We start from the raw sequence: 25,331 nt of genomic DNA, 5'->3' as shown, positions 1-25,331 counted from the left end.
CGAGGCAAAAGGATAGAGGCAGATTGCGATGTGGGGTCTGCGCCTGATCTGATGGCTGGCGCGGGTCAAAGCACGAACCGGAAATGTCGGCTATCCTTACCGCGGCGCGCGGCGGCTCCATATCTCGCTGTTGCAACGGACTGTGGAAACGCTTTAGGAAAGATCAAGGCCCGCCGGGACGACCCGGCTTTGACAGGGCGATCCGGGACGACCCGCAATTGGCGAGGTTTACATGTCACTGAATTCTCCTTCCCCCACTTCCGCTTCTCCCGGCACACCGGGTGAAACGGATCTGGCGACGCTGCTGGCAAGCCTGTCGCCCCGGCTCGACGGGGAAACATATGTGTTTGCAACGCTCAAAGGGGCCTGCCCGGCGGGGGTGTCTCCACGGATGTCCTTTCAGGAGGCGGAGGGGGTGACACTCATCCTCACGCAGGCTGAGGCCCGGGCAGCGGGGCTCGACCATGTCTTTCCCTGTCGGATGATTTCACTTGAGGTGCATTCCTCGCTTGAGGCGGTGGGGCTTATCGCGCGTATCGCCTCCGAGCTTGCCGCGCTGGGAATGGGGGTGAACCCGGTATCCGGGTTTTATCATGATCATCTGTTCGTGCCGGAACACCGTGCCGAAGAGGCGATGGCGCTATTGCGGGATCTGGCCCGCACGGTCGCTGACGGTCAGACGAAAAACCCCGCCTGATGGCTCAGGCAGGGGGTCGATTGGGAAATCCGTGAGGGGTGGCTACTCCCAGTCGCCCGAAAATCCTTTGGGGACATAAAGGATATCCCTTGTCACGGTGTTGATGTCCGTATGGCCGCAAAATGCCATCGACACCTCCAGCTCTTTCTTTGTCATTTCAAGGACTTTGGTCACGCCGGCCTCGCCCTGCGCGCCGAGGCCATAGACAAAGGCACGGCCGATATACGTGCCTTTGGCCCCCATGGCGACGGCCTTGAGAACGTCCTGCCCCGAGCGGATACCGCTGTCGATATGCACTTCGATCTTGTCGCCCACCGCGTCCAGAATGGCAGGCAAAGCACGGATCGAAGACAGTGCTCCATCCAATTGGCGCCCGCCATGGTTCGAGACAATAATGGCATCCGCCCCGACGTTACAGGCTTCCAGCGCGTCCACCGGTTCCATGATCCCCTTGATGATCAGCTTGCCGTCCCACATTTTTCGGAACTGGCGGATGCGGTCCCAATCCAGGGACGGGTCAAAGGCCTCGGCGGTCCAGGTGGCGAGCGATGAGGGATCTTCGACCCCTTTGGCATGCCCCACGATATTGCCGAAAAACCGCCGCTTGGTGCCCAGCATGCCAAGGCCCCATTGCACTTTGGTCATCATGTTGGCCACCGATTTCACCGTCAGCTTGGGGGGGGCTGACAGACCGTTTTTCAGATCCTTGTGGCGCTGGCCCAGCATTTGCAGATCAACCGTAATCACCACCGTGTCACATCCCGCCGCCTTGGCGCGATCAAACAGACGTTGCATGAAATCATCATCTTTCAGCGTGTAGACCTGAAACCAGAAGGGCGTGTTGGTGTGTTCCGCCACATCTTCGATCGAGCAGATCGACATGGTGGAGAGGGTGAAAGGCACACCGAATTTTTCCGCAGCGCGCGCCGCTTTGATTTCGCCATCGGCGCATTGCATGCCAGTCAGCCCCACCGGCGCAAGTGCCACAGGCATTTCCACATCCCGCCCGATCATCTGCGTCCTGGTCGACCGCCCGTCCATATCCACCGCGACCCGTTGTTTGAAGTAGATCCGGTTGAAGTCCGATGTGTTCTCGCGGAAGGTCTGTTCCGTCCAGGACCCGCTTTCAGCGTAATCATAGAACATCTTCGGGACGCGGCGTTTGTAGATCCGTTTCAGGTCTTCGACCTCGGTGATGACAGGGTTGAGAAGGGGCATGATCGGCTCATTTCTTGAATTGGTAAAAATTATTTACCACTTGAGATGTGGTTATGCAATCCTCTTCTGTCCTGCGGTTTTCGCCTGCTGTTTCCCTTCGGGGTCGCGTGCGGAAATGGGCTCATGGGTTTCGCGCGCAAAGCCATGTCATACGACTTGGGCCAGCCACAGCCCCCTGTGTCGCCCGGATCGGGGCGGCACAGGGGGCTGCGGTCAAAGGAGGTCATCTTTGAAGGGGGGGAGAAGGTGGCGGCGAGGAATTGCCCGGTCCACCTAAAAAAACCTGCCCCCGTCTGAAGCGCCGGGGGCAGCATGCGTATCTGTCGCCGGATCAGGCGCGATGGGCGCCGTCGGCCAGGGATTTGACAAATTCCAGCACGTCCCGCACCGGTTTCCCGGCGGCGATCTGGCTGACGATGGCGCTCCCGACCACGGTGCCATCGGCGGCCCCTGCAATGGCTTCGGCCTTCTCGGGCGTGTTCACGCCGAAGCCGACAATCACGGGAAGATCGGTTTTGGCCTTGATCCGGGCCACTTCCGGGGCAACGTCGACAGCTTGCGCTTCGGCCGACCCGGTGACGCCGGTGACCGAGACGTAATAGACAAAGCCCGAGGTGTTTTGCAGCACGGTGGGCAGGCGCTTGTCATCGGTGGTGGGGGTGGCGAGGCGGATGAAGTTCAGGCCCGCGGCCTGCGCCGGGATGCACAGCTCGTCATCTTCTTCGGGCGGCAGGTCCACCACGATCAGCCCGTCGATGCCTGCGGCTTTGGCGTCTTTCAGGAACGTGTCGACCCCGCGGTTGTAGATCGGATTGTAATAACCCATCAGCACAATGGGGGTGGTGTCGTCGCTCTTGCGAAACTCTGCCGCCATATCGAGTGTCTTTTGCAGGGTCATGCCCCCGTCCAGCGCACGCCCCCCCGCCAGCTGGATGGTCGGGCCATCTGCCATCGGGTCTGTGAAGGGCAGGCCCAGCTCGATCACGTCCACGCCAGCCCCCGGCAAGCCTTTCATGACCTCAAGTGACGTGGCCACGTCCGGGTCCCCGGCCATGGTATAGGAAACGAATGCCTTTTTGCCCTGAGCTTTCAGCTCGGCGAATTTGGCGTCAATACGGGTTGCTGGGCGTGTCATCGGTGGTTCCCTGTTCTTGTCTCTTCACCGATGTGCCGGAAGCGGGCGGGGAAATCAATCCCGGCTGTCTTTTGTCTTCGTATCAAGGGGGCGCCTGTCCATGCAGGGGCAGGCTCGCCCTGGGCCGCGTCTCAGCGCCGGGTATTTCATCATAAAGCTGGAAAAACAGCTCCTCTCCGCCAAAATGCGGGCGCAGGTTTCAAAGGTGTCGCGGCATGTGCTGTTGAAGGTCACATAGGGGGGCATTTTCATGGAACGTTGCCTCTCCTGTGGGGCCAGCCCACTTGCGCCCTGACGGTCAAAGCCCTAGAACGCGTCCAGCCGAATTATGGCGACAGATACGTGTTATACTATGAACGGAGGCCGTGATGGGTTTCAAAATGGGCATCGTGGGCCTGCCGAATGTGGGCAAGTCGACGCTTTTCAATGCGCTGACCAAAACGGCTGCGGCACAGGCGGCCAATTTTCCGTTCTGCACCATCGAACCCAATGTGGGGGAAGTGGCGGTCCCGGACAGCCGTCTGGACAAGCTGGCGGCGATTGCCGGGTCCAAGGAAATCATTCCCACCCGGATGACCTTTGTCGATATTGCGGGGCTCGTGAAAGGGGCCTCCAAGGGGGAAGGTCTTGGCAACCAGTTTCTGGCCAATATCCGCGAAGTGGATGCCATTGCCCATGTCCTGCGCTGTTTTGATGATGGCGATGTGACCCATGTCGAAGGCCGCGTGAACCCGGTCGAAGACGCGGAAGTGATCGAAACCGAGCTGATGCTGGCCGACATGGAATCGATCGAAAAGCGCCTTCAGAACATCGTGCGCAAGGTGCGTGGGGGCGACAAGGAAGCGGTTCAGCAGGAGCGGTTGATGAAGGCGGCCATGGCGGCCCTGGAAAACGGTCAGCCCGCCCGCACGGTTGAGGTGGACGACGAGGACCGCAAAGCATGGAACATGCTTCAGCTTCTGACCACCAAGAAGATCCTTTATGTCTGCAATGTGGATGAGGGCGATGCGGCGACCGGTAACAAATACTCGGATGCCGTTGCGAAAATGGCTGAAGAACAGGGTGCCGCCTCAGTGGTGATTTCTGCCAAAATCGAAGAGGAAATCAGCCAGCTCGACGCGGATGACATGGAGATGTTCCTTGAGGAGCTTGGGCTGGAAGAGGCGGGGCTCGACCGGCTAATCCGTGCCGGTTACGAACTTCTCCACCTGGAAACCTATTTCACGGTTGGCCCGAAAGAGGCGCGGGCCTGGACCATCCGCGAAGGCACTTTGGCGCCGCAGGCAGCTGGTGTGATCCATGGGGATTTTGAGCGCGGTTTCATCCGTGCCGAGACCATTGCCTATGATGATTACGTGGCTTTGGGGGGCGAAGGGCCGGCCAAGGAAGCGGGTAAGATGCGCGCTGAGGGCAAGAGCTATATGGTCAAGGATGGTGACGTGCTGCACTTCCTGTTCAACGCCTGATCGGGCGCAAGATCAATGAAAACGGCCGGGGCATTGCTCCGGCCATTTTTGTTTCAGGGTCAGTCAAACCGTCCGAAGCTCATACGTTTCAGCACGTCATCCTTGTGGTAGAGATGGTGATAGAGTGCCGCCCCGATATGGCCGATCAAAACGGCCACCAGCGCCCATGCCGCATAGAAATGAACCGTTGAAAACAGTTCAGACAGCGCCTTGTCGCCCGGCACAAACGGGTCATACATCTCAAACAGGTCAAACACCTTGTTCTTGATGCCAAACGTATCCTGCAAGGGAGAGGCCGACGCCATGAGCCAGCCGGAAAGCGGCATGATCAGCATCAGGGCGTAAAGCGCAAGATGACCCAGATGGGCGGCCAGACGTTCATGGGCCGGCATGTGGTCGGGCATATCGGGCGCGCGATTCATCAGCCGCCAGACAATGCGCAATCCCGCCAGAACAAAGGCCACAAATCCCCAGCTTTTATGTGTCTGGATCAGTGGAAACTGGGTCAGCGCATCGGTGACCCATTGTGTCATGTATATCCCCAGCCCGAGGCAAAACAGGATCACCCCGGCCGTGGCCCAATGCAGGAGGCGCGCAGGCGCCCCCCAACTGGTATGCGTGTTGCGGATCATTACTCCGGCCATCCGCCTTTGCGCAGTTCAGCCGAAATGCCCAGGCGCACCTCATCCGAGGTCAGCGGCGCAAACATGCCCACCCCGTAATCTGAGCGCAGCATCTCGCCCGTGCCCTGCACGCCGATCCAGTCGCCTTGATAGAATTCGACGAATTCCCCCAGCGGGTGGGCGCCATTATGGTTGAGGGTGAAAGCCATCGTGATCGGCTTGGTATTGTCCTTGATGGTCAGGTCGCCGGTCAGGTTGATGGTGTTGTCACCGGTCTGTTCTACCCCGGTCGAGGTGAAGGTGATTGTGGGATAGGTTTCCACATCAAAGAAATCGGCGCTTTTCAGATGCTCGTCCAGCGCGGTCACGCCGGTGTCGATCGAGGCCGGATCAATGGTGACGGTGACTTTGGTGGCTTCGACATTGGCCGGGTCGAAATCCACCTCTCCGTCGATCACTTTCCACTGGCCGTGCTGATCGGAAAGGCCAGCGTGATTGTAGTAGAAATGGATTTCGGTATGGCCCGGATCAAATTTGTAGATGTCCGCACTGGCGGCGGTTGTGAAGGTCAAAGAGGCAAGGGCGGTGCCAAGCAGGATCTGTTTCATGGAATCACTCCAAGCAGTGTTGTGTTATTTAGATGCATGTGCATGTATCTAAATAATTGTGCCCTTGCAAGCGAAACGAGGGTGTCATAACTGGAATGTGAGATGGACACACCAAACCCAAATGACAGTACAACAGCAATCTGGGTGCTGCTAAACTTGGCACACCGACAGGTAACCGGCACGTTTGAGGCTGCACTCAAGCGTGCCGGCCTGCCCAATGCACGCTGGTATGATGTCCTGTGGGCGCTTGAAAAAAATGGCGGCGACAAGGGGCTGCGCCAGTTTGAGCTGGAAAGCTTCAGTCTGTTTGATCAACCCAACCTGTCGCGCACGCTCAAGCGAATGGTCGCGTCGGGCCTGGTTACCCAATGCGCCGCGGAAAATGATGGACGGGGCCGGGTGCTGCGCATCACAGCGGCGGGGCGCGATCTGCGGGCCAGGATGTGGCAGATCTATGGCGGGTTGATGATCTCTGAAATCGAAGAAAAACTGCCGGCAGATCTGGCTCATGCTTTGGGGCAGGGGCTGCAATACCTCCTTTCCGATGAAATAGCAGAGAAGTTTGCACATAAGCTCCCGCCCCGCGATCCGTCCAGGCCTGACGGTTGACCCGCAAAGTCGGGGATTGCACAAGCTTCATGGTTTTCTCACTTTTCCCTCTTGCCCCCCCCGTCGCATCCCATTAAACGGGTCGACGGAGACGTGGCCGAGTGGTCGAAGGCGCTCCCCTGCTAAGGGAGTAGGCCCGGAAGGGTCTCGAGGGTTCGAATCCCTTCGTCTCCGCCACCATACATTGATTTCATTGAAGGAATTGGATGCGCGGCAATTCTACCCACGCCCTACCCATAGTTCATGTATGGCTATGAAGCCGCATAGCTAGCGGCAATGAGCGTATCTATCTTGGTGATGTCATTCTTGTTTTTTAGCGTGATTTCTAGATCACCAGTCCCAAAATGCCCGATCTGGCGAACGTCGCGCATCATGGAAGCGTCAAGTGCGACTGTATCAGGGTCAAGGTTCAGATACACGCGAACGACGCGCTTTTGATTGTAGACTTGGACCGAAGCGAAATTCCTGTTCCGTCGAAAGGCCATGTAGTGTTTCTGTGGATGCAATGAAACGTCATCGCCAATGCCACCAGTTTCTTCGCAAGCTCATCGTACGTTGCACGAACGTCTTTCGGCGCGGCGTCGATTTTGTCCTTCACTGTGACAACAGGCTTGCCGGGTTTAGCAGAAGCATTGCCGCCACGATCTGGAACCGCCTCTTTCAGTTCTTCGGCGAGAGTAGGAAGTACCAAGAGCCGGTGAAGAAGCCCTTCAACCGTATCCAGAATGACGGCTAGCTGTTCTTTGGTAGGTGCCCACCCTCGGTGTGCGGCGGCATTTCCGGCTTCCACTACCGGGTTCAGTATTTCCCGCTCCTGTGGGGAAAGCTTGCCTTCGTCTTGCAGCGCTTGGAGAAGCGCATCGACCAAAGGGCGAAGAAAGCCGAGAGCGAAGTCAAGGATACGACGGTTTTCAACGCGCTGGCCGAGCAAGCAGGCAAGCAGCCACGCCCATTCAGGCTCGGTCGAAACGAAATTCGGCAGCTCATCCAGAACTACGCCGCTGATCCAGACTTCCGAGACCCAGAGGCACAGAAGGCGCTCGTTACGGAGCTTGGCCGTTCAGCCCGCACCTTCGCCCAGCAAGCCCCCGAAGCCACCGAGCAGCTGATTTCAGAGCTGGAACTGACCCGGCTGGAGCTGGCGATCCAAGAGTTCGAAGAGCTGATGGGCAAGAACCACAACGAAAATAAGTGGCAAAAATTCTTTGAGGATGACCCCTTCCTGCTGTCTTTCGCGTTTGGGTATCCGTTGGTTTGTGTCAATGGGCAGTCCTATGTCGGCGGGCGGCGCATAGACGGAAAGGGCGAGAAGATCGGAGACTTTCTGTACAAGAACAGCGTCAACAACAACGCTGCGCTTGTCGAGATTAAAAAGCCTCAGTCGCCTGTGGTGAAGAGGTGCCGGGATGGCGTCTTTGGCCCGCATGATGAGCTGTCAGGCGGCGTGACGCAGGTTCTTGATCAGCGGTATCACTTCACCCGCAAGTTTCCGTTGCATCAGTCTGACAACGACTGGCATGGGGAAAACGAAGTCGCGGACTATGAGATTGATTGTGTTCTGATCGTTGGCACGATGCCCACAGACAAGGATCAGCGCAGGTCGTTTCAGCTATATCGAAAGAACTCCCACGGGGTGCGGATCGTCACGTTTGATGAGGTTCTGGAGATGCTGAAGAACCTGCTGGTTTATCTGCGCGAAGCCAAGCCCAGCAAACGCCCGGAGAAGTCTTGAGGGCCTGCATGATCCAAGCCCACTATGAATTCTGGACCCAGTTGGGGAAGGCGAAAGTAACGGACCCGCTACGCGCACGAAATTTGGTGGGTTGCCGCCATCCCCACCGCCGCGCTCGATCCGGCCCACTGTCCGGCGTCTCCTGCGGTCCCCGCGCTTGTCGGGTCCGGGTCCCCATCAGTTGTGGCCGCTTTGGCTATTCCGCCTCGGGCGGTGGGGCAGATGCCATCTCAGTGATGGCTTGAAATTCTGTCAGAAACTCCGGCCGATGCTGCATCAGATACCGGACGATCCTGGCATTCCCGAGCAGCTTTGCCAGATACCCCTTGATGACGGTCAGCTGCAGGTGGTCCTGGCCGTAGGAGGCCTGGATCGATGTGATCCCTTCCTGCAGCCGGGCCAGCTCGCGCTCCATGCGGGCCATGGCCTCGGGGGTGATGCCCCTCATCTTCTTGGGTTTCTTGGTGTCCACCAGCTGCGCCTGGGGCGTCCCCGCCAGAATTGCAGAGATGTAAGCCGGAGAATAATTGTTCGCGTTCATCATCAGCTCTGCCGCCTCGATCTGGCGCATGGCTTTCATCTTGCGCAGGATTTCGAACACGGAGGTCGCACAGTGTTTGTCCTTCAGGATGCCGACGGCCTCTTCGCAGATCCCGTCGAGCAATTTGGCTTTGCGCACAATACTGCGCGGGTTGAGGTCCAGCGCCAGGGCGATCTTTTCCTCGGAGACACCGCGCTCGATGGCCTTGCGGATCATCTTGTGCTCTTGGATGGGCGCAAGACGGCTGATCCGCTTGTTATAGGTGAAGGCCTCGTCGTCCGTGGAAATCAGGCATTCGACCCGTTCGATGCCGAGATCCTTCAGCACCTCGATCCGGATGTGTCCATCGAGCAGCATGTAGGTGTCTTCCTCACCCGCGGATCGCGTGACCACCGGCGGTTCGACCAAGCCAACCTCTTTGATCGACGCGGTGATCTGGCGGTACTTGCGGCTGGATTTGACGGATGCGCTGAGGGCGCGCGCAGGCAGGACGGCCTCTACCGGCACCGTGACGCAATCGCTCTCGAAGCCAAGCGTGACCGCGTCCGGGGTTTTGCGCTTGCCCCGGCTCATTCTGCCGCTCCCGCATCCAGCGATTGACCGAGATATGTGGGTAGGGTGTCCAGTCCTTCCGCGCGCAGGAGCGTCAGGAAGTGGTCATCATCGCGCAGCGAGCGAAATGCCTCTACGACAAACATCAGGCGGCCCTGCGTCAGCTCGGCCTTCTTGATCAGCACCTTCTGTCGCTCCGCTTCCTGTTGATAGGCACGTACAAGCGCGTCGCTGGTCAGGGGCCGCTTGGCACCGTCGCTTCTGCCATATCGGTTGCGATGAAGGTGCGGACCCTGTGCGTCGCGCTGCTGGATGAGACGGCGCACGGCGGCCAGTTTCTTACCGCGCAGCTTTTTCTGGGTGTAGGCGTCCATCAGAGCGCGCTGCCCGCCCTCGGCATCTGTCTTTGAAATGTCGATGGCGAGGTTCAGCGGCAGAAGGCCGGTTTCGACGGCCGAGACCAGCCGTTCTTCCCCGCGCTCCAGAAGCCCCGCAATCATGCCGACATAGTCTGGCGTGACGCCGATCTTGTTGGCGATCTGGCGGTCGTTGTAGCCGCGTTTGCGCAGGTTACCGATCTCGCGCATCAGGTCGATCGGGTTGTGCTGGCGGCGCGCGCAGTTCTCCACGAGGCTCATGACCAGGCAATCGCTCTCGTCGGCGTCGATGATGATGGCCGGTATGGCATGCTGCTGAAGCTCCATGAACGCCTCAAGCCGCCCCTGGCCACAGACGAGATCATATTCCGCAGGGTCTGTTCCGGCGCGCTGCGCTACAGTGATGGGTCGCTTCAGACCGATTTTCGCGATGTTCTCGACCATTTCCTCAAAAGTGCGCCGGTTGCGCACACGGGGATTGAGGATGCGGATCCGGTCGGTGGGGATGAGAGTGACCTGTTTCCGGGCGATGTCTTGGGCGTCGTCTGGCATCAGGCGGCCTCCGTGATCCGGGCCCGGCCAGCGAGCGCATAAAAATAGTCGAGCGTGTCGAAGCGGTAGGCGTCCAGCGACAGCCCGTTCTGCTCGGCCAACCTCAACTTGGCCATGGTCATGTCGATGCTCGGCAGTAGGTAGTAATCCCGCGGGGCTTCGTTCAATTCGTCCATTCGCACGGCAATCGTGATGTCGGGCACCAGGCCAGTATCGAGACGGATGCGCCATCGCAGGGAACCGCCCTGCGTCTCGAAACATCGTGCCAACACCACCGACGCCGTGAACTCGTCGTTGATGCGGATCAGGTCGGTGTCCGGATCCTGCGCCGCCTGTCCTCCACGTTCCGCGACACCGTCGAGGATCCGGGCTACGATGCCGGGGTGGGCCTGCCGCAAGGCCCGGTTGATCTCGACGTAGCGATAGTCGCGCTCTGGCTCGTAACCGATCATCTGGTAAGCGCGCAGCAAGCTGCCGAAGCGGCTCCGGAACGCGCTGGAGGATGGCACGTTGTCCTGTTCATCAATGATCAGTCCTGACAGTACGCCTTTCTGTTTCAGCACGGCGCGCAGGGCTTCGAGCAGTTCTGCGTCCGTGAAATGCTGGCTGCGCGCGTCGACGATTTCGCGTGCGCGCAGAAACAGCACCTCGTCCACAATGGCGGGGTAGGCGCCCTCGGCCCGGATCCACATCTCGCGAGGGTTCACCACTCGCTTGTGCTTCAGCTTGAAGGACACCTTGTTGTAAACGTTGTTGCCGATGTATTTTTCGTTGGTCAGGACCTGGTGCACCGATGCCCGGGACCATTGCCGCTCAAGATCCGTCAGATGCCCCTCGGCATTCAGGGTTTCCGCAATCTCACGCTCCGAGCGGCCATCTTCGACGAACATTCGGTACATGCGGCGCACGACATCCTGTTCCTGCTCAGGGCCCGGAACGAGAACGACACGGTCGGTCTGAAAACTCTTCTGTTGGCCGCGGGACAAGGCACCCTTCGGGTTGCCGTGTTCGTCGATCAGTACCCGGCGCAACCCATATCCAGCCGCACCGCCTTGGCGGTATCCAAGCTCAACCAGGCGGCATTGCCCGGCGAAGACCTTTACCGAAAGCTCGCGGCTGTATTCGCCCGCCATCACCCGCTTGACGGTTTTCAGCAGGTTGGAGCCGATGCTGCCATCGTTTTCGAACTGCTCGCCGCAATAGTGGACGCGGATCTCGGCACGGGAGCAGACATGCTCGTGGTAGGCACCTTCATCTGCATCCTGAAACCGGCCCCAGCGGCTGACGTCATAGACCAGAATGGCCCTGAAATCCGCCTGACCGGCTCGGACCTCGGCCATCAGCTTCTGCAGTGCCTCGCGGCCGTCCAACCGCAACCCGGACCGACCGGAGTCCTCGAAGATGCGCAGGATCTGCAAACCCCGGGCGGTGGCGTAACCCCGAATGATGTCGAGCTGGTTTTCCGTAGAGTATTTCTGGTGATCAGTCGACATCCGCACATAGGCGACCGCCGGAATATCCTGTCCGGCCTCGTCACCTTTGCCCTCGCTGTTGTATCGACCGTTATTCAAATCGGGTTTTCCTTTTCAGCATTGTTTGGTTTCTATTTTTCCATCTGACGCAAGCGCGTCTGGAAAGTCGTTTCCTGAAACGGGCAAGGACTTTCCGTTTGCCCGGCAGTCATTTTTCAAATTCCAATTCATTACTTCGCTCCTGAAATCAGTAGTGTCCGTCAAGCGCGGTTCAATGACCCGCAACGGACAAAATCGACGCCCGCCGTTTTCATAGTTCTTCAATTGTTTAACGAAGAAGGACGTGAAAATGCGCGTGAAGATGGGCACAGTTGTGCCGAAAATGGGCACATTTGTGCACCTGGTCGACGAACCAACCGATTATCGAACCGCCATAGCGATGGCTCTGCACGAGGAGTTGGACGACACACACAGGGCAATCAAAATGGCCATGCGCTGGACGGGTGCCAGCGAACGCACCGTGAAGTACTGGTTCTCGGGTGAGCGGGGGCCGAGCGGCGACCATCTGATCGCCCTCGCGCGGCATTCGGATGCTGTGCTCTATGTTGTTCTTGCACTTGCGGGCCGCCACATTGTCGAGGAGGCAGACGATTGAGGGGCGAACGATGATTTGCAGGAGCAGGGTGCAGCTCACTCTTGTTTTGTGTGCGTTTTTGGTTATATTGAATACGGGTGAGATGAGAGGTGCCGTGCCATGTCCCGAACGACCACGATGACCGTCCGCCTTGGTGGGGCACTGAGTGACTTCGTGTCGGCCAACGTAGGCGATGACGGGTCCTATGAGAACGTCAGCGAGTACATCCGTGACCTGATCCGGCGTGACAAGGAGAGGGTGGAGCAGGAAGCCTTCAACCGGCTGAAGGGCGAGCTGACCCATGCCTTCGCGTCCTCGGAGGAGTCGTATCAGGCGCTGACGGCAGCCGAGGTGATCGCACGGAACCGGACCTGACTCCGTGGCCGCCATTCGTATTCAAGAAGGAGCGTCCCATCGCCTCGATGACATCTACCGCTACACCCGTGACAGGTGGGGAGATGATCAAGCCGAGATATACATAACCGGCCTGTTCGCCGCCTTCGACAAGATAGCAGCACACGGTGTCGCGTCGAAACCGATCCCAGCCGAGTTTGGTGTTGAAGGGTTCTTCTTTCGATACGAGCGTCATTTCGTCTACTGGCGTCATCTATCGAATGGCGACATCGGGATCGTGACCATCCTGCATGAGCGCATGCATCAGATCGACCGGTTTGGGGAAGATTTCGGGCTCGGTTGATCGGACGCCTTTTCACGGCGCATCAGATTTGCGCAGCGTGGAATCGTCAATTTTTGCACGGTCCAGCGGTAATAGAAGACACCTACTTACTGGAGTTGGGGAGGATGCCGCTCTCGCCAGACGGCATCGCCATGTAAGACGCTTACAGTGTTGAAAGCTCACGTGGGTAAACAGGTGGCTCACGATCTGGGCGTTGGCCTATCGACATTGAACAAGTGGGGCACGGCGCATCGCGACACTGAGGTGGTGTCGGACAAAGACCTCGAGCTTGCGCGGGAGAACGAACGACTTCGGCGCGAGATCCGCATCCTCAAGGAGGAGAGGGAGATCTTAAAAAAGCAACGCAGTTCTTCGCGGGCCAAAAGCCATGAGGTTTAGGTTCATCCACTGCCCGGCAGGGTCATGCGCAGCATGATCCCGAGAGGGGAAGAGCATACCGCGATTTCCCGACCAACCGTCTTTGCGAGGTCATGGATGTCAGTTCACGTGGTCTGCGGGCCTTCCGCAGTCGTCCCGCCAGCCGCAGGCAGCGGTCCGATCTGGTGACGCTGGCACATATCAAAGAGCAGTCGCGTCTCAGTTTGGGCAGCTATGGCAGAGCGCGCATGACGGAAGAGCTGAAAGAGATTGGCCTGAACGTCGGGCACCGCCGTGTAGGCCGCTTGATGCGTCAGAACGGCATATCCGTTGTGAGAACCCGCAAACACAAGGTGACAACCGACAGCACTCACACGTTCAACATTGCGCCGAACCTGTTGGATCGCAACTTTACTGCTGACCAGCCCAACCAAAAATGGGCGGGCGATATCAGCTATGTCGGGACGCGTGAGGGATGGCTGTATCTGGCCGTCGTTCTGGGCCTGCATTCCCGGCGTGTGATCGGCTGGGCAGTCAGCAATCGCATGAAGCGCGATTTGGCGATCCGGGCGTTGAAGATGGCGGTAGCATTCAGGACTCCGCCGAAATGGGCGTTCACATCGTGCGCGGTGTGCTGGCGCGAGACCATGTCCACATGTTCCTGTCGATCCCGCCGAAATTGTCGCTGTCGGATGTCATGCAGAGGATCAAGGGCCGTTCCTCCCGCCGCATCCAGATGGAATTTCCCGAACTGCGCAAACGCTACTGGGGCAGGCGCTTTTGGGCGCGTGGGTACTTTTCCACCACTTCGGGCAATGTCTCCGACGACATCATCATGCAGTATCTGGAATTACATTCCTCCAAATGATGCTACCGGCGTCAGCCGGTAGTCATTCACTGTCCAAAACCATCCGCACGGCTCGTTCGCGCACTTCCGGGGAATACTTGTTCGTTGTCTTGTTCATGATGCTCCATCCTACTCATGAGTTGGAGCCTCCGGTAAAACCCGCCGCGGTTCACATCGCCTTTGGCGGAACAGCCGGACTATGCCCAGATCAAGCACGAACTGGCGCGTTTCATCACCCTTGTCCCAGCTGTCGATACTGCTGGAAGGTATCGACTGGCGTATGCCGCAGAAGACCTGGACGCCTACCACGGTGGGATAGGATAAAGCCCGAAAAAACATGGGCTTTGGCGCGGTTTTGCATTCCATCCAGAAACGCATTCCGGTATAAGCCGCGCATGTTGAATGCCCTCAAATCCTTGCCAGAAGACCCCGCTGAGCCTCGTGCTGTCAGCGAGCGTTTGATGGCAGAGGTTCAATCTCTACCCTACCAGCATGAGACGCCGCTGGCCGATCATGTCGGCAAACTGGTCAGGGCGGGCCACGCACTCTTTGTCGATGACATGTCCGGCAAACTGCAAAGCAGGCTCAATCCCAAGAAAATCCAAACCGCCCGGCTCTGGAGTTATGTGCGCGATGAACGTTCGTGGTGTGGAGACGTGCCGCCCTGCGCGTGGTATCAGTTCAGCACGGACCGCAAGGGCGAACACCTACTCAATCACCTCTCGGGCTATACCGGCACTGTGTATGCAGATGGCTATGCGGGGGGCAACGGGCTGTTTGGTAAAGACAAAGCCGATGAACAAGCCTGTTTGGTGCATGTTCACCGCAAATTCGAGCGTACCGGCTCGGATATCGCAAAACACGCCATCAGGCAGATTGCGGAGCTTTACGCGGTTGAGAAGGAAGCCAAGGGCAAATCCCCTGAAGAGCGCGGTGCCCTGCGCCAGGAGAAGGCGAAGCCAATCTTCAATGAGTTGGAAGCCTGGCTGCAAACCCAACTCCCTAAAATCTCGGGCAAAATCAAACTGGCCGCAGCGATCAGCTATGCATTGAACCGCATGCCCAAGGCGCGCGCCTATCTCAGTGATGGGCGCTTGGAGCTGGACAAAAACATATGTGAGCGCTTGATCCGCCCCATCACTCTTGGACGCAAAAACTACCTTTTCATGGGGGCCGTCGGTGGTGGCAAAGCTGCCGCCATCGCATATACCCTCATTGAGATCGCCAAGATGAACAACGTCGATCCCGAAGTCTGGCTCACATGGGGCTTGAGCGCCTCTCGGATCACAAGATCAACCGTATCGGTGAGCTTATGTCGCGGCAGTTAGCTTTGAGCCAGGGAATGAAAGAGGAGGGGAGACACTGATGAGCAATTGGAACGAACAAATGTTTCTGGCACTGAATGCAGAAACGACAACGGCAATGTGGACAACTTCCCTCGCATTGTGGGGTGCTCAGTGGCCGCTGCTTATTGCGGTGGCTCTGTTCCACTTTTGGATATGGACAACTTGGCACAAGCAAAAAAGAATAGCGCTGATTGCTGTACTTTCTGTCATTACTGCCATCGTCATTGCCATGTTAATTCGGTCGTTTTTCCCCGTGGAGCGTCCGACTGCTGCGGGGGTGGGAATTTCGCTGATCCCGCAATCTGACTCCCCATCTTTTCCAAGCCTTCACGCAACAATTATTTTTTCCATCGCCGCAAGCATGCTGGTTCTGGCGAAAACATATGTGCGAGGCTTAGGCGGGATGATTTTGGGGCTTGGGGTGCTAGCCGCTTGGGCTCGTATCTATGTTGGCGCCCACTATCCCCTAGATATGATTGGTGCGGTTGCCTGCGCGCTCGTCGCCATGATTGTCGCCATTTTCTTGTTGCGATTGTTCCCTGATGATCCAACGGCCATCAGCGAAAAAACCGAAAGAACTTTGACATCCAAGATCCTGAGCGTTGCACTCGCAGCCCTTGTTTTCTTTATCGGGTATCTGTTGGCTTGGCCTGTGCCCGTCAAGCCCGTAGCCTATTATCCACCTAAATCAACAGGTTTCACAGGCGCCTTTGCGGTAAATAATGCTCTGGAGTCGTCTGAGATAGTTCATTTGCTTGGTGATGAAATAGGTCCGGAGGACCTCGCGGTAATGCCGGATGGGGTGATATATACTACCTCGTTATCTGGAGTACTCTACCGCATCGATGGTGAAAAGCCGATTGAGGTAGACCGTTTGGGCGGCCGCCCATTGGGCCTTGATAGCGGGCCTGATGGCGCTTTGTATATTGCTGATAGCTTCCGAGGAATAATGCGCTGGTCCGGCCCCGGAACCCTAGAGACCGTATTGAGCCATTTTGACGGAAAACCGATCACTTATGCCAATCAAATAGCTGTTGCTTCTGATGGTACAATTTACTTTTCAAATTCGACGGACCGATTTGATCCTGAAACCATGGGCGGTACTAAGCCGACCTCTGTTTTAACAATATGGGAACAGTCCGACACAGGGTTTGTCGCAAGAATATTGCCAAATGGAACAACGGAAATGCTCGCTGATGGTTTTGTCTACGCAAATGGTATTGCCCTGTCCCCGAACGAAGATTTTCTTTTGATCAACGAAACTGGCCGGGCCCAGGTGCACAAGCTCTGGATAAAGGGTCCTAAGGAAGGACAGCGGGAGGTGTTTTTGGATAATCTTCCCGGCTATCCAGACAATCTTGAAGCACAGGGGGATGGAACCTTTTGGCTTGCGTTTGCCAGCCCGCGTATCCCGTCAGAAAAATTAATGCCCTATCCTTTCCTTCGGCAGGTCATTTGGCGACTTGGGTCGCTGGTAAGACCGAGGCCCATTGAACGGGGTATGCTTGTGAGGTTCGATGGAGATGGAAGGATACTCCAGACACTACAGGACCCCGAGGGCACTTTAGGAATTACATCAGGTGGGAAAGTCGCCGGAAACCATCTTTATGTAATGACGCTCGATTCCCCATGGTTTGCAAGAATACCTTCACAAGGTTTGAACTGAAAACACAAGGAGCTGCGCTCCAAAGGTCGTCTTCAGGGCATCCGGTGGCCTCACGGACGGAAATACCCCCTTTGCCCTAAAGCGTTTCGAGATTGACTTGAGACACAAGTTGATTTCGAAACGCCCGCAACATCAGTAGGTTTCGAGCGTTTCGCCTCATCATTGTGTCTCAATCATAAGTCGAAACACTTTAGGGTTGCTGCCTTGCACGGATCAAAGGGGGGCGCCTGCTCGCTTCCATGCATTGCAGCTGTGCGTGGCTGCAATCCTTCTGACCTGAGCCCCAAGTTTCCACCATTTCACGGAGAGAGCTTGGTTTTGGTTTGATGGGGTTACGCGGCCAGTTTGTCCATGTTCATTTTCTCTGCAAATTCCCTCGGCGTCATGTTTCCGAGCGCCGAGTGTGGTCTTTGGGTGGTGTCGTCAACAACGGTCAAGATGCGGAAGCGGCGACCATTGGCCTTCGCGTGCCCAGGGCCCGTTTCCGATCACCCCTGCGGCGCAGCTAAAGCTTCTCCTCGCGATAAATCCGCCGAAACTTCTTGTGGTTCACTTGGCCTGCCTTGTCGTTCGATCATCACCTGAAGCCAAACCGATCATGGAGACGCTTGTTCAGGGAGTGGCTCTCCTGCTGGCTGACGCAGGCCAATCGATCGCTTTTGATCGCGGCTTTTGAATGCCGCGAATGGTGTCGGTCAAGTCTGGTACTGGAACTGATAGTTGTTTCTGCGATCCGCAGGCGCTTTTGCAAAAGGGATCGGTTGAGAGCCAGAATAAACGCGCCCGTCGATACAGCGAAATCATCGGCAAATGCAGCCGCGCTTGGAACGTCTTCGACCAAAAAACGAATATCATCACATCGATCACAAAAAGTGAATGGGCACCGGTCCGCCGTTAGAGCGGTTGGTATAGGAGCCATTTTCTGATGTGATGACATCACCCGGTTCATTTTTGGGAGCGTGTCATCAGATCAATTTGAAATTGCTATCCTATACGCGCCCAAGGGTGTGGAAGCCCCGTAAGGTCCTGATAGATCGATTTTTGGCGCTGATAGGCACGCAATCCATCGCGACCCTTTTCACGTCCCATACCACTTGCGCCATCACCACCAAATGGGGTGGAGATCGAGAATACCTTGTAGGTGTTGATCCAAACGGTCCCCGCACGAATGGCCTGTGCGATACGCCAGCATTTCGGCGCATCTTTCGACCAGATACCACAGGCCAACCCGTACTCATTATCATTCCCCTGCGCGATGACATCGGCTTCATCGTCGAAGGGCATGACCACAAGAACCGGGCCAAAGATCTCTTCCCGACAGGTGCGCGCCGTATTATCGAGACCGGCGATGATCGTCGGTTGCAGATAGGCCCCTTCTGCCAAGGCTGGATTGTCGGGGCGCCCCCCTCCGGTGAGGATTTCCCCTCCTTCGGAACGTGCCAGGGCGATGTAGTCTTCGACCGAGCTGCGATGGTCGTGATGCACCATCGACGATACCTGGGTATTTTCGTCAAAGGGATGGCCGGTTTTCAGGGCCTCGGTCGCCTGGACCAGGCGAGAGACGAATTCGTCGTAGATTGATCGCTGAACGAACAGGCGCGAGCCTGCGATGCAGGACTGGCCCGAAGACGAAAAGATGCCGAACATGATGCCCGCAATTGCCTGGTCGATATCACAGTCGTCGAATACGATGGTGGGTGATTTCCCGCCAAGTTCCAGTGAAATCGGCATGAGTTTTTCGGCCGCGATATGCGCCAGCTTGCGCCCGGTCGCGGTTCCGCCGGTAAATGTTACCTTGTCAATATCAGGATGTTCGACCAGGAAATTGCCCACCTCACGCCCGGATCCGGGGAGAACGGACAACAGGCCTTTGGGCAGCCCTGCCTCTTCCGCGATACGGGCCAGATACAGCGAAACCAGCGGCGACCAACTGGCCGGTTTCAGCAAGACAGCATTGCCCCCTGCCAGCGCCGGGGCCAGTTTTTGAGCATCAGAAGCGATCGGAGAATTCCAGGGCGTGATTGCCCCGACCAAACCCAGTGGTTCATAAACTGATGCGGTCAGATAATCGCCCCGAGGGGTCGTAAGCAAATCGTCTGAGGTTTCCAGCACGGCGCCGAAATAGCGGAAAGTCGCTGCCGCAGAGGCTGCTAACGCCCGCGCCTCGCGTTGGCTTTTGGAGGTGTCGCGCGACTGAAGCCAGGAAATCTCTTCGATGTTTCGGGTAATCCCATCTGCAATTCGATACAGATAAGTAGCGCGTTCATGTGGTTTCAAAAACGCCCATGCCGGATCGGCCTGTGCGGCCTTCGCACGCTCCAGCGCAACTAGAACATCCTCTTGCGAGGCCCCGTTGATGACGGTGTTCTCGGTGTTTTCAGCGGCGAAGATCGACCGGATTTCAGCACCGCGGCCCTTACGCCACTCGCCCCCGATAAAGAGTTCGTTTTCAGGGAAGTCCTGACTCATCAAATTGCTCCTTAGATTACGATCGCTGCGGATTGGTTCAGAACGGCCCGTGCGAGGCTGTATACAGTCGTCATTGAGGTTTTGGGGTTCAATGCCGAGGCCTTACCGGTCATGCGCATCGAGTACTCCGTCGCTCCCGAGACCACAGAATACTCATGGGTGTTCTTGGTTGTGGTTGGATCCGCTATTAGGCGCACCTGAGTATCATCCATGCCAATCCCTGCGAGTGCAAGCGTTGCGGCGACATTCGCGTTCTTCGGATATTCCTGCGCTGCTTCGCGTGCCGACCCTTCAAAAAAGACGGTTGGTTCCGTCAATTCGTTCAGGTTCAGCTTTTTCTCTGCCGGTGTGCCGGCCCAGGCATTTGCCGGTTTGCGACCTGTATAGACGACAGACGTAATCCCGGACAGACGGGCCGCAGCAAGAACGTCAATACCGCCAATTGCCCCGGCCGGAAGCTGAACTTGTGCGGGGCTGTTGCGGGCTGCGTCCCAAACGAGATCATAAAGGTCAGGGTCTGACAGCGCACCGATTGAGGCCAGAACAACGTTTGTCCCGGCGTCACAGATCGGCTTGAGGTATTTTAACACTGCGCTGTGTCCCGCGCATTCAACCACCAGCTCTGGTCGCGTTTCAAGAAAGGTTTCCAAATCTCCTGTCACGACCAGATTCTGGACCGCCTTGCCACAAAGCGCCTCTGCTTTCACCCGCGTCTCTTGCTCTTTTTCTGGCAGAACCAGCAGAGCAAGCGAACTGTAGGTCTGGCCCTGCTCACGCAGCACCTCGATGAGCGATTGGGAAATCGCTCCAAACCCGATAATGCCCAGTCTGTTCATGGCGATCACACCTTGTTTCCTGCAGCACCGGCCGGAGGGCCCGAGAACTGCTCGGCAAACGGGCCGATTTTCACCATGTCGACTTCCAGCAGAACTGGGCCGGTTTTTGCCATTGCCTCGTCAAAGGCTGCTCTGAAAGCATCAATGGTATCCACCTTCATATGCGGCAGGTCGATCGAGCTACACAGCTTACCAAAGTCGGGCACCTTGATTTTAGAATAGTGACGGCGACCGTCATATTGAGCGTCCTGGATGTTTTCGATCACGCCATAGGCGCTGTCGTTCATCAAGAGGTAGACAAGGTTCAGTCCTTCATCGACGGCGGTGATGAGTTCGGCAATGCCAAGCATGGACCCACCGTCACCCAGCAGGGTCACTGTGCGTGCTTCGGGCGAGGCGACGGCCGCGCCGATGCCCATTGCGATCCCCTGACCGATACCTCCGCCAAGCGCATGAACGCCCAGATTGGGTGCGCCGATCTGCACATATCGGTTGCCAAAGGTCGAATTCGAAATGGTCACATCCCGCACCCAGGGGTGTTTGCCTTCTGGGATCACCTCAAGCAGTTTATCTGCGACAACCTGATACGGTCCAAGACGACCGCGCAAGGCCCCTTCGGATTTGGCACGTGCGACAGAGATGTCGTGAATGTGGTTTGCGTCGACATCCAGCTTTGCGGGAAGTGCGTCCAGAAGCGCCTGCAGGGCAAGACCAGCATCTGCGTGAATGAACATGTCCACCGGATAATTGCGCCCGCCCTGGGTCGGCTCGGCGTCAATCTGGATCAAAGGCTTGGGCAGCACCATCTTGTTGTTCAGGGTTTCATTGCCGCGCAAACGCGATCCCACCACGATCATTAGGTCCGATTTTGCATAAATCTCCTGCGCTTCCGGCGTCATATTGAACGCACCGAGAGTGGCCGGGTTGTCCTCGGCCACGGTGGCCCTGCCTTGCGTCGAGGTCACGGCACAAAATCCGCGCGCGACCAGCTCCTCTGCCTGGGCAGAGGCTTCGCGCGCACCGCCCCCCAGCCAGATCAGCGGGCGCTTGGCGTCCTTCACCAGTTTGGCCAGCGCAGAAATCTGAGCCGGATCCGCCTGAGGGCGCGTCGGCTTGGGCATGATTGCCTTTTGCCCCTGGATGGCGGGCAGACGCTGGACATCCACGGGGATTTCGAGGCTTACAGGACCGGCGGGCGGGGTGACCGCGGCGCGAATGGCGGCCTCAACCGTTGAAACGGCAGATTTGTCGTCCCAGATGCGGAAGTAGGATTTCGAAATCCCTTTCAGCATCTCGGGCTGTTTCGGCACGTCGTGAATGGCCGCGCGATCCTGGTCCATGAATTGGCGGTCCACCTGCGTCGTGATGTGCAGAACGCGGCTGCCTGCGGTCAGGGCTTCTACCTGTGCGCCCGCCGCGTTACCTGCGGCCGTGCCGGTCGAGGTCAGGGCCACGCCGACTTCGCCGGAGACGCGGGAATAGGCATCGGCCATGTTCATGGCGCCGGCTTCACCCCGAGCGGGAATGAAGCGAATGCGGCCCTGTTCCGCAATGCTGTCAAGAATTGGCATGTTGTGAATTGAGATTACGCCAAAAATCGCTTTAACGCCTGCATCCGCGAGCGCGTTTGCAATCTGATAGCCTACTGTTTCCGTCATGGTCCTGTCCTGATTGTCAGATATACCGCGAAACACCACCCGAGATTTCGAGCTGAGCACCGGTCACATAGCTGGTGGAGGGAGAAGCCAAGAAGGCGAGTGCACGTGCAGCCTCTTCAGGTTGGCCAAGCCGTTCCAGCGGAATTTTTTTTCTACGAGCAAGTGCTGAGAACCACTCGCCGCGTGTTTGGTTGCGATCCTCACGGGCCTCGAAACGGCGCTGCCATTGCTGGCTGTCCACGAGGCCGATCAGAATCGAATTTACGCGCACTTTTGGCGCAAGTTCAGTTGCGAGCGATTTCAGAAGGCTCTGCACCCCGGCGCGGGCTGCAGAGGTGCAGACCATGTGCGGTTCGGGCTGATAGGCCAGCAAGGAATTCACCGCCGTGATCGACCCCTGACCGCTTGAAACAAGCATGTCCTGAAAGGCACGAACAGGAAGGATCTGGCTGAAGAACTTCAGGTCCAGTTCATTCCGCCAGTCATCGTCTTCGGTGTCGGCAAAGGTCGACACTCGGCCTTGACCCGCGTTGGTGATCAGCGCGTCGCAGCCGCCAAACTGATCCCGCACGGCCTTGGCAAAGGTGTCCACCTCACTTCTGTCCAGGACCGAGAAGGCCTGCGACAGAAGGCGTTCTTCACCAAACTCGGCGGCAAGTTCCCGATGTACGGCATTCAGCCGCTCGGCCCCACGCGCGCAGAACGCGACATTCGCGCCTTCCTGTAGGAACAGCTTCACAGTCGCTAATCCGATCCCGGATGATCCGCCCGTGATCACCGCCGTTTTACCAGACAACCCCAGATCCATCACATTACTCTTCGCGAAGTTCAGGGAAGCCGAAATCGGGGCGTCCGGCCATGATGGTGCGCTGTGCGGTGGTCGGCGGGCCTGCCGTCATCCAGCGGTCCATTGCTTCGGGGTCAGTGCGTGACCATACTTGTGCGACGTGGCTTTCCTCGTCGATCTGTGCCAGTTCGGAGGTGAACTCGATCACATAGCCTGATGGCGACACGAAATAGGCAAACGGGTTGTTGCCGGGCCCATGGCGACCGGGCCCCCAGCTGGGAACCTGTCCCTGTTGTTTCATCCGACCGATGCCGCGCATGAAACTATCAAGATCGGGCATCTCAAATGCAACGTGATTAATGGCCGGATACTTGCCACGCACAAGCGCGATTGAATGGTGGTCCTTGCTGCAGCGCAAAAATACCATCATCTCGGCCGAATAATCGCTTGCCTTGAAACCAAGGGTGTCCTCAAAGAATTTTTGCAGGCCATCCATGTCAGGCGTATTCAAAACGACATGCGAAATTTTACGCGGATAGGCGAATACGTCTTCGGTCTTGCGCATTTCCAGGTCGGTCGTGAAGCGGATGCGCCGGTTGTCCGGGTCCAGCAGCTCAAATCCATAGCCGCCGATCGGGTCATCAAATTCTGCTGGAGCAGCCACAGTGGCAACGCCTTTGGCAGTTGCATGAGCATAAAGGGCGTCCATGTCCGCACGATCATTGGTTCCGAAGTGGATGTATTCGATGCCGTAGCTGTCGGAATCCTTCAGCCCATAGATGAACGGTTCGGACCCGGTTCCGCTGAGGTAAACGATACCCTCGCCAGACTTCTCGGCGCGCAGGCCCCACATTTCTGTATAGAAATCTATGGTTTGGGTGATGTCTGGTGCGCGCATAACGATGCCGCGCAGCTTCAGAGCAGGGATTTGATCTGTCATTTTTTTTCTCCTGAGGCCAAAGTCGCCTGTTGGATATTAGCCATACGCAAAAGCGCTGAAACGAATTCGTCCGGTTTTTGTTGGTACACTGCATGACCTGCTTGATCGATCCGGACGACCTCGGGTGGTTTGCCGTCCACTTTTGCGCATGCCGCTACGGCACGTAGTGTTTGCTGTTCCGGTGTGACGCGATCATTGATCCCGATGATGAACCGGGTGTCTACCGTCACTGCTGACAAGCTCGCTTCAAGGTCTCCTGCCGCCAGCATATATACGGCCTGCGCGTAACCTTTGGGATTGACCCGTGCCATGTCGAATTCAATACGGGCGACAATGGCTGGATTGAGCACAGGCTCAAATACCAGACGCGGTGCCCGTTCCTTCGCAAAGGCGTCGCCCCCCTTAAGGGACAGGTCATCAATACGCGCCATCACGTTGGCAGGCATCGCCTCGCCTGGTTTAACCCTATAACCGCATGCGGAAGCAGCCAGAATGAGCTGCTTGACCCGATGGGGATATTTTGCTGCAAAGGCTGCCGCTATCAGAGTTCCCAGTGAATGACCAATCAGAATAGCCTCGGCCACCCCCAGTTGGTCCAGCATGTCGGCGAGAGCATCCGCATAGTCTTCGGCTTGCGGATGCTCATTGCTTAATGGCTGTGAATCCAGATACCCCGGCGCGTTCCAGGCAATTGCGCGCAGCCCATCTGGCAGCCGCCTCAGGATATCCGAAAACGACATGGCATTGGAGCCGATCCCATGAAGAAAAACCAAGGGAACGCCCAGACCCTCACGTTCAAGATACGTGAATTGCCCGACTGATTTTTCAAGGCTCGACCCCATGCCAGAAGCACTCCTTAGCGCTTGAGTTTCGATACAGGGTGATCGTCCGGATAGGTCGGGGTCACCGGCTTGGGATTGCCAATCATCACGCACATCAGGGCTTCTTCGATGCCTTCGTTGCGCAGGCCACGGTAAACTCCCGGCGGAACCGAGATGATGTCACGCTCGGTCAGAACGGTTTCAACGGTCTCACCCTCATGCTCGACGAACAGGCGCACCTTGTGCGCTTTCAGCATGAAGAAGACTTCCTCGGCATCACGGTGGATATGAAGAGGGCCTTCGCAACCTGCGGGCAGGACCATGGTCGAGAAGGTGAAATGCTCGGCCGGGACGACGTTGTCGTCAGCCTTAACGCCGGTGGCGCCGGTTCCGATATAGCGCATTTGAGCGCGCTTATACTTGGGATCATGGTCGGCTTGAAACTTCAGGGCGTTCCAGTCGAGCGTCCGGGTTTCATAGCGCGCAACGCGACTTTCGATCCATTCGCCAAGTGTTTTGCCTTCCGGGATCTCGACGTCGCCGGGTTCGATCGACGGAAATTTTTCGGGTGCAGTCATAATGATCTCCTTTGTCGTATGTCCAATAATGAACAAAGTGTTCGAATATTGTAAAGCACAACTTTATATTGCCCGTCAATGGGGTTTGAGATGGCGTGATTGAGCACAGAATA

At 57.2% G+C, this 25,331-nt stretch carries 25 protein-coding genes, 1 tRNA gene and 3 pseudogenes; 13 read left to right on the top strand and 16 right to left on the bottom strand.

What is annotated here, in order from left to right:
* The first annotated feature begins 232 nt into the window (after positions 1-232).
* Positions 233-697 carry an ACT domain-containing protein gene (locus tag AKJ29_RS09490; RefSeq protein WP_055190183.1) on the top strand — a complete coding sequence of 155 codons (465 nt, stop codon included), beginning with the start codon at positions 233-235 and terminating at the stop codon, positions 695-697.
* Positions 698-739: 42 nt separating this feature from the next.
* Here the strand turns inward: AKJ29_RS09490 and AKJ29_RS09485 are convergent, their stop codons facing one another.
* Positions 740-1,915, bottom strand: a complete 1,176-nt coding sequence (locus AKJ29_RS09485; RefSeq protein ID WP_055190181.1) for an alpha-hydroxy acid oxidase — start codon at positions 1,913-1,915, stop codon at positions 740-742.
* A gap of 331 nt (positions 1,916-2,246) precedes the next feature.
* Positions 2,247-3,050, bottom strand: a complete 804-nt coding sequence (gene trpA, locus AKJ29_RS09480; protein WP_055190179.1) for a tryptophan synthase subunit alpha — start codon at positions 3,048-3,050, stop codon at positions 2,247-2,249.
* 368 nt (positions 3,051-3,418) lie between these two features.
* On the opposite strand from trpA, the gene ychF reads away from it, so the two are divergent.
* Entirely contained in the window at positions 3,419-4,516 is a 1,098-nt protein-coding gene (ychF, locus tag AKJ29_RS09475; RefSeq protein ID WP_055190177.1) for a redox-regulated ATPase YchF, read from the top strand.
* A gap of 59 nt (positions 4,517-4,575) precedes the next feature.
* Here the strand turns inward: ychF and AKJ29_RS09470 are convergent, their stop codons facing one another.
* Positions 4,576-5,148 carry a cytochrome b gene (locus AKJ29_RS09470; protein ID WP_055190175.1) on the bottom strand — a complete coding sequence of 191 codons (573 nt, stop codon included), beginning with the start codon at positions 5,146-5,148 and terminating at the stop codon, positions 4,576-4,578.
* On the bottom strand, positions 5,148-5,747 hold the full coding sequence (locus tag AKJ29_RS09465) for a YceI family protein (protein ID WP_055190173.1): 600 nt from the start codon (positions 5,745-5,747) through the stop codon (positions 5,148-5,150). Before AKJ29_RS09465 ends, AKJ29_RS09470 begins: the two co-directional genes overlap by 1 nt.
* A 102-nt stretch (positions 5,748-5,849) precedes the next feature.
* On the opposite strand from AKJ29_RS09465, the gene AKJ29_RS09460 reads away from it, so the two are divergent.
* Complete coding sequence (locus AKJ29_RS09460; RefSeq protein WP_055190171.1) at positions 5,850-6,356, top strand: MarR family winged helix-turn-helix transcriptional regulator; 507 nt, start codon at positions 5,850-5,852, stop codon at positions 6,354-6,356.
* Between the two features lie 87 nt (positions 6,357-6,443).
* A tRNA-Ser gene (locus tag AKJ29_RS09455) sits at positions 6,444-6,533 on the top strand.
* A gap of 74 nt (positions 6,534-6,607) precedes the next feature.
* Here AKJ29_RS09455 and AKJ29_RS20565 read toward each other — a convergent pair.
* Together AKJ29_RS20565 and AKJ29_RS19295 are read right to left on the bottom strand one after the other, a co-directional pair.
* Positions 6,608-6,841, bottom strand: coding sequence for a DUF5655 domain-containing protein (locus AKJ29_RS20565; protein ID WP_074963727.1), 234 nt, complete (start codon positions 6,839-6,841; stop codon positions 6,608-6,610).
* Entirely contained in the window at positions 6,766-7,224 is a 459-nt protein-coding gene (locus tag AKJ29_RS19295; RefSeq protein ID WP_161805396.1) for a DUF4145 domain-containing protein, read from the bottom strand. The genes AKJ29_RS20565 and AKJ29_RS19295 overlap by 76 nt, the downstream gene beginning before the upstream one ends.
* On the opposite strand from AKJ29_RS19295, the gene AKJ29_RS09440 reads away from it, so the two are divergent.
* Entirely contained in the window at positions 7,204-8,088 is an 885-nt protein-coding gene (locus tag AKJ29_RS09440; RefSeq protein WP_161805395.1) for a Shedu immune nuclease family protein, read from the top strand. The two genes, AKJ29_RS19295 and AKJ29_RS09440, sit on opposite strands and share 21 nt — an antisense overlap.
* A gap of 196 nt (positions 8,089-8,284) precedes the next feature.
* Here AKJ29_RS09440 and AKJ29_RS09435 read toward each other — a convergent pair whose 3' ends face one another.
* Genes AKJ29_RS09435 through AKJ29_RS09425 form a run of 3 tightly spaced genes read right to left on the bottom strand, consistent with a single transcriptional unit; the run spans position 8,285 to position 11,681 of the window.
* Complete coding sequence (locus AKJ29_RS09435) at positions 8,285-9,202, bottom strand: plasmid partitioning protein RepB C-terminal domain-containing protein (protein ID WP_055190166.1); 918 nt, start codon at positions 9,200-9,202, stop codon at positions 8,285-8,287.
* Positions 9,199-10,110 (bottom strand): plasmid partitioning protein RepB C-terminal domain-containing protein, encoded by a 912-nt coding sequence (locus tag AKJ29_RS09430; protein WP_055190165.1) that lies wholly within the window; start codon positions 10,108-10,110, stop codon positions 9,199-9,201. Before AKJ29_RS09430 ends, AKJ29_RS09435 begins: the two co-directional genes overlap by 4 nt.
* A complete protein-coding gene (locus AKJ29_RS09425; RefSeq protein ID WP_055190164.1) occupies positions 10,110-11,681 on the bottom strand; it encodes a recombinase family protein in 1,572 nt (523 codons plus the stop codon). The genes AKJ29_RS09430 and AKJ29_RS09425 overlap by 1 nt, the downstream gene beginning before the upstream one ends.
* Before the next feature lie 250 nt (positions 11,682-11,931).
* On the opposite strand from AKJ29_RS09425, the gene AKJ29_RS09420 reads away from it, so the two are divergent.
* The 8 genes and pseudogenes from AKJ29_RS09420 to AKJ29_RS20660 all read left to right on the top strand — a co-directional run.
* Positions 11,932-12,237 (top strand): XRE family transcriptional regulator, encoded by a 306-nt coding sequence (locus tag AKJ29_RS09420; protein ID WP_175502282.1) that lies wholly within the window; start codon positions 11,932-11,934, stop codon positions 12,235-12,237.
* 99 nt (positions 12,238-12,336) lie between these two features.
* The gene (locus AKJ29_RS09415) at positions 12,337-12,591 is read left to right on the top strand and encodes a ribbon-helix-helix domain-containing protein (protein ID WP_055190162.1); all 255 of its coding nucleotides are present in this window, start codon (positions 12,337-12,339) and stop codon (positions 12,589-12,591) included.
* Positions 12,592-12,595: 4 nt separating this feature from the next.
* A complete protein-coding gene (locus AKJ29_RS09410; protein ID WP_055190161.1) occupies positions 12,596-12,913 on the top strand; it encodes a type II toxin-antitoxin system RelE/ParE family toxin in 318 nt (105 codons plus the stop codon).
* A gap of 147 nt (positions 12,914-13,060) precedes the next feature.
* Positions 13,061-13,878: pseudogene (locus AKJ29_RS20560) on the top strand (IS3 family transposase); the annotation flags it as partial.
* Positions 13,797-14,138 carry an IS200/IS605 family transposase gene (tnpA, locus tag AKJ29_RS09395; protein WP_235477396.1) on the top strand — a complete coding sequence of 114 codons (342 nt, stop codon included), beginning with the start codon at positions 13,797-13,799 and terminating at the stop codon, positions 14,136-14,138. The pseudogene AKJ29_RS20560 and the gene tnpA, both read left to right, overlap by 82 nt.
* A gap of 479 nt (positions 14,139-14,617) precedes the next feature.
* A pseudogene (tnpC, locus tag AKJ29_RS20665) lies at positions 14,618-15,483 on the top strand (IS66 family transposase); the annotation flags it as partial.
* Positions 15,483-17,129, top strand: a complete 1,647-nt coding sequence (locus AKJ29_RS09385; RefSeq protein ID WP_083432495.1) for an SMP-30/gluconolactonase/LRE family protein — start codon at positions 15,483-15,485, stop codon at positions 17,127-17,129. The pseudogene tnpC and the gene AKJ29_RS09385, both read left to right, overlap by 1 nt.
* A gap of 640 nt (positions 17,130-17,769) precedes the next feature.
* Positions 17,770-17,922: pseudogene (locus AKJ29_RS20660) on the top strand (IS30 family transposase); the annotation flags it as partial.
* Between the two features lie 191 nt (positions 17,923-18,113).
* Here AKJ29_RS20660 and AKJ29_RS09380 read toward each other — a convergent pair.
* From AKJ29_RS09380 to AKJ29_RS09350, 7 genes are read right to left on the bottom strand one after another with little or no spacing between them, the layout of a single operon-like run.
* Positions 18,114-19,598, bottom strand: a complete 1,485-nt coding sequence (locus tag AKJ29_RS09380) for an aldehyde dehydrogenase (RefSeq protein WP_055190156.1) — start codon at positions 19,596-19,598, stop codon at positions 18,114-18,116.
* An 11-nt stretch (positions 19,599-19,609) separates the two neighbouring features.
* Positions 19,610-20,434, bottom strand: a complete 825-nt coding sequence (locus AKJ29_RS09375) for an aspartate dehydrogenase (RefSeq protein ID WP_063139431.1) — start codon at positions 20,432-20,434, stop codon at positions 19,610-19,612.
* Positions 20,435-20,439: 5 nt separating this feature from the next.
* Positions 20,440-22,092 carry a thiamine pyrophosphate-binding protein gene (locus tag AKJ29_RS09370; RefSeq protein WP_055190152.1) on the bottom strand — a complete coding sequence of 551 codons (1,653 nt, stop codon included), beginning with the start codon at positions 22,090-22,092 and terminating at the stop codon, positions 20,440-20,442.
* 16 nt (positions 22,093-22,108) lie between these two features.
* Positions 22,109-22,900 carry an SDR family oxidoreductase gene (locus AKJ29_RS09365; protein WP_055190149.1) on the bottom strand — a complete coding sequence of 264 codons (792 nt, stop codon included), beginning with the start codon at positions 22,898-22,900 and terminating at the stop codon, positions 22,109-22,111.
* Positions 22,901-22,904: 4 nt separating this feature from the next.
* Positions 22,905-23,819 (bottom strand): VOC family protein, encoded by a 915-nt coding sequence (locus AKJ29_RS09360; protein ID WP_055190147.1) that lies wholly within the window; start codon positions 23,817-23,819, stop codon positions 22,905-22,907.
* Positions 23,816-24,661, bottom strand: a complete 846-nt coding sequence (locus tag AKJ29_RS09355) for an alpha/beta fold hydrolase (protein WP_055190145.1) — start codon at positions 24,659-24,661, stop codon at positions 23,816-23,818. Before AKJ29_RS09355 ends, AKJ29_RS09360 begins: the two co-directional genes overlap by 4 nt.
* 14 nt (positions 24,662-24,675) lie before the next feature.
* Positions 24,676-25,218 carry a cupin domain-containing protein gene (locus AKJ29_RS09350; RefSeq protein ID WP_055190143.1) on the bottom strand — a complete coding sequence of 181 codons (543 nt, stop codon included), beginning with the start codon at positions 25,216-25,218 and terminating at the stop codon, positions 24,676-24,678.
* Positions 25,219-25,331 lie beyond the last annotated feature (113 nt).

The organism is Aliiroseovarius crassostreae (genome assembly GCF_001307765.1).
In the GTDB taxonomy this organism is placed as follows: domain Bacteria; phylum Pseudomonadota; class Alphaproteobacteria; order Rhodobacterales; family Rhodobacteraceae; genus Aliiroseovarius; species Aliiroseovarius crassostreae.
The sequence above is the reverse complement of the archived record's forward strand: the minus strand, read 5'-3'. Positions and strand labels throughout refer to the sequence as shown.

Bases quoted from the DNA above. Each gene is read 5' to 3' on its own strand.
- AKJ29_RS09490 (WP_055190183.1), top strand. From the start codon at position 233: ATGTCACTGAATTCTCCTTCCCCCACTTCCGCTTCTCCCGGCACACCG.
- AKJ29_RS09485 (WP_055190181.1), bottom strand. From the start codon at position 1,915: ATGCCCCTTCTCAACCCTGTCATCACCGAGGTCGAAGACCTGAAACGG.
- trpA (WP_055190179.1), bottom strand. From the start codon at position 3,050: ATGACACGCCCAGCAACCCGTATTGACGCCAAATTCGCCGAGCTGAAA.
- ychF (WP_055190177.1), top strand. From the start codon at position 3,419: ATGGGTTTCAAAATGGGCATCGTGGGCCTGCCGAATGTGGGCAAGTCG.
- AKJ29_RS09470 (WP_055190175.1), bottom strand. From the start codon at position 5,148: ATGATCCGCAACACGCATACCAGTTGGGGGGCGCCTGCGCGCCTCCTG.
- AKJ29_RS09465 (WP_055190173.1), bottom strand. From the start codon at position 5,747: ATGAAACAGATCCTGCTTGGCACCGCCCTTGCCTCTTTGACCTTCACA.
- AKJ29_RS09460 (WP_055190171.1), top strand. From the start codon at position 5,850: ATGGACACACCAAACCCAAATGACAGTACAACAGCAATCTGGGTGCTG.
- AKJ29_RS20565 (WP_074963727.1), bottom strand. From the start codon at position 6,841: ATGGCCTTTCGACGGAACAGGAATTTCGCTTCGGTCCAAGTCTACAAT.
- AKJ29_RS09435 (WP_055190166.1), bottom strand. From the start codon at position 9,202: ATGAGCCGGGGCAAGCGCAAAACCCCGGACGCGGTCACGCTTGGCTTC.
- AKJ29_RS09430 (WP_055190165.1), bottom strand. From the start codon at position 10,110: ATGCCAGACGACGCCCAAGACATCGCCCGGAAACAGGTCACTCTCATC.
- AKJ29_RS09420 (WP_175502282.1), top strand. From the start codon at position 11,932: ATGCGCGTGAAGATGGGCACAGTTGTGCCGAAAATGGGCACATTTGTG.
- AKJ29_RS09415 (WP_055190162.1), top strand. From the start codon at position 12,337: ATGTCCCGAACGACCACGATGACCGTCCGCCTTGGTGGGGCACTGAGT.
- AKJ29_RS09385 (WP_083432495.1), top strand. From the start codon at position 15,483: ATGAGCAATTGGAACGAACAAATGTTTCTGGCACTGAATGCAGAAACG.
- AKJ29_RS09380 (WP_055190156.1), bottom strand. From the start codon at position 19,598: ATGAGTCAGGACTTCCCTGAAAACGAACTCTTTATCGGGGGCGAGTGG.
- AKJ29_RS09375 (WP_063139431.1), bottom strand. From the start codon at position 20,434: ATGAACAGACTGGGCATTATCGGGTTTGGAGCGATTTCCCAATCGCTC.
- AKJ29_RS09370 (WP_055190152.1), bottom strand. From the start codon at position 22,092: ATGACGGAAACAGTAGGCTATCAGATTGCAAACGCGCTCGCGGATGCA.
- AKJ29_RS09365 (WP_055190149.1), bottom strand. From the start codon at position 22,900: ATGGATCTGGGGTTGTCTGGTAAAACGGCGGTGATCACGGGCGGATCA.
- AKJ29_RS09360 (WP_055190147.1), bottom strand. From the start codon at position 23,819: ATGACAGATCAAATCCCTGCTCTGAAGCTGCGCGGCATCGTTATGCGC.
- AKJ29_RS09355 (WP_055190145.1), bottom strand. From the start codon at position 24,661: ATGGGGTCGAGCCTTGAAAAATCAGTCGGGCAATTCACGTATCTTGAA.
- AKJ29_RS09350 (WP_055190143.1), bottom strand. From the start codon at position 25,218: ATGACTGCACCCGAAAAATTTCCGTCGATCGAACCCGGCGACGTCGAG.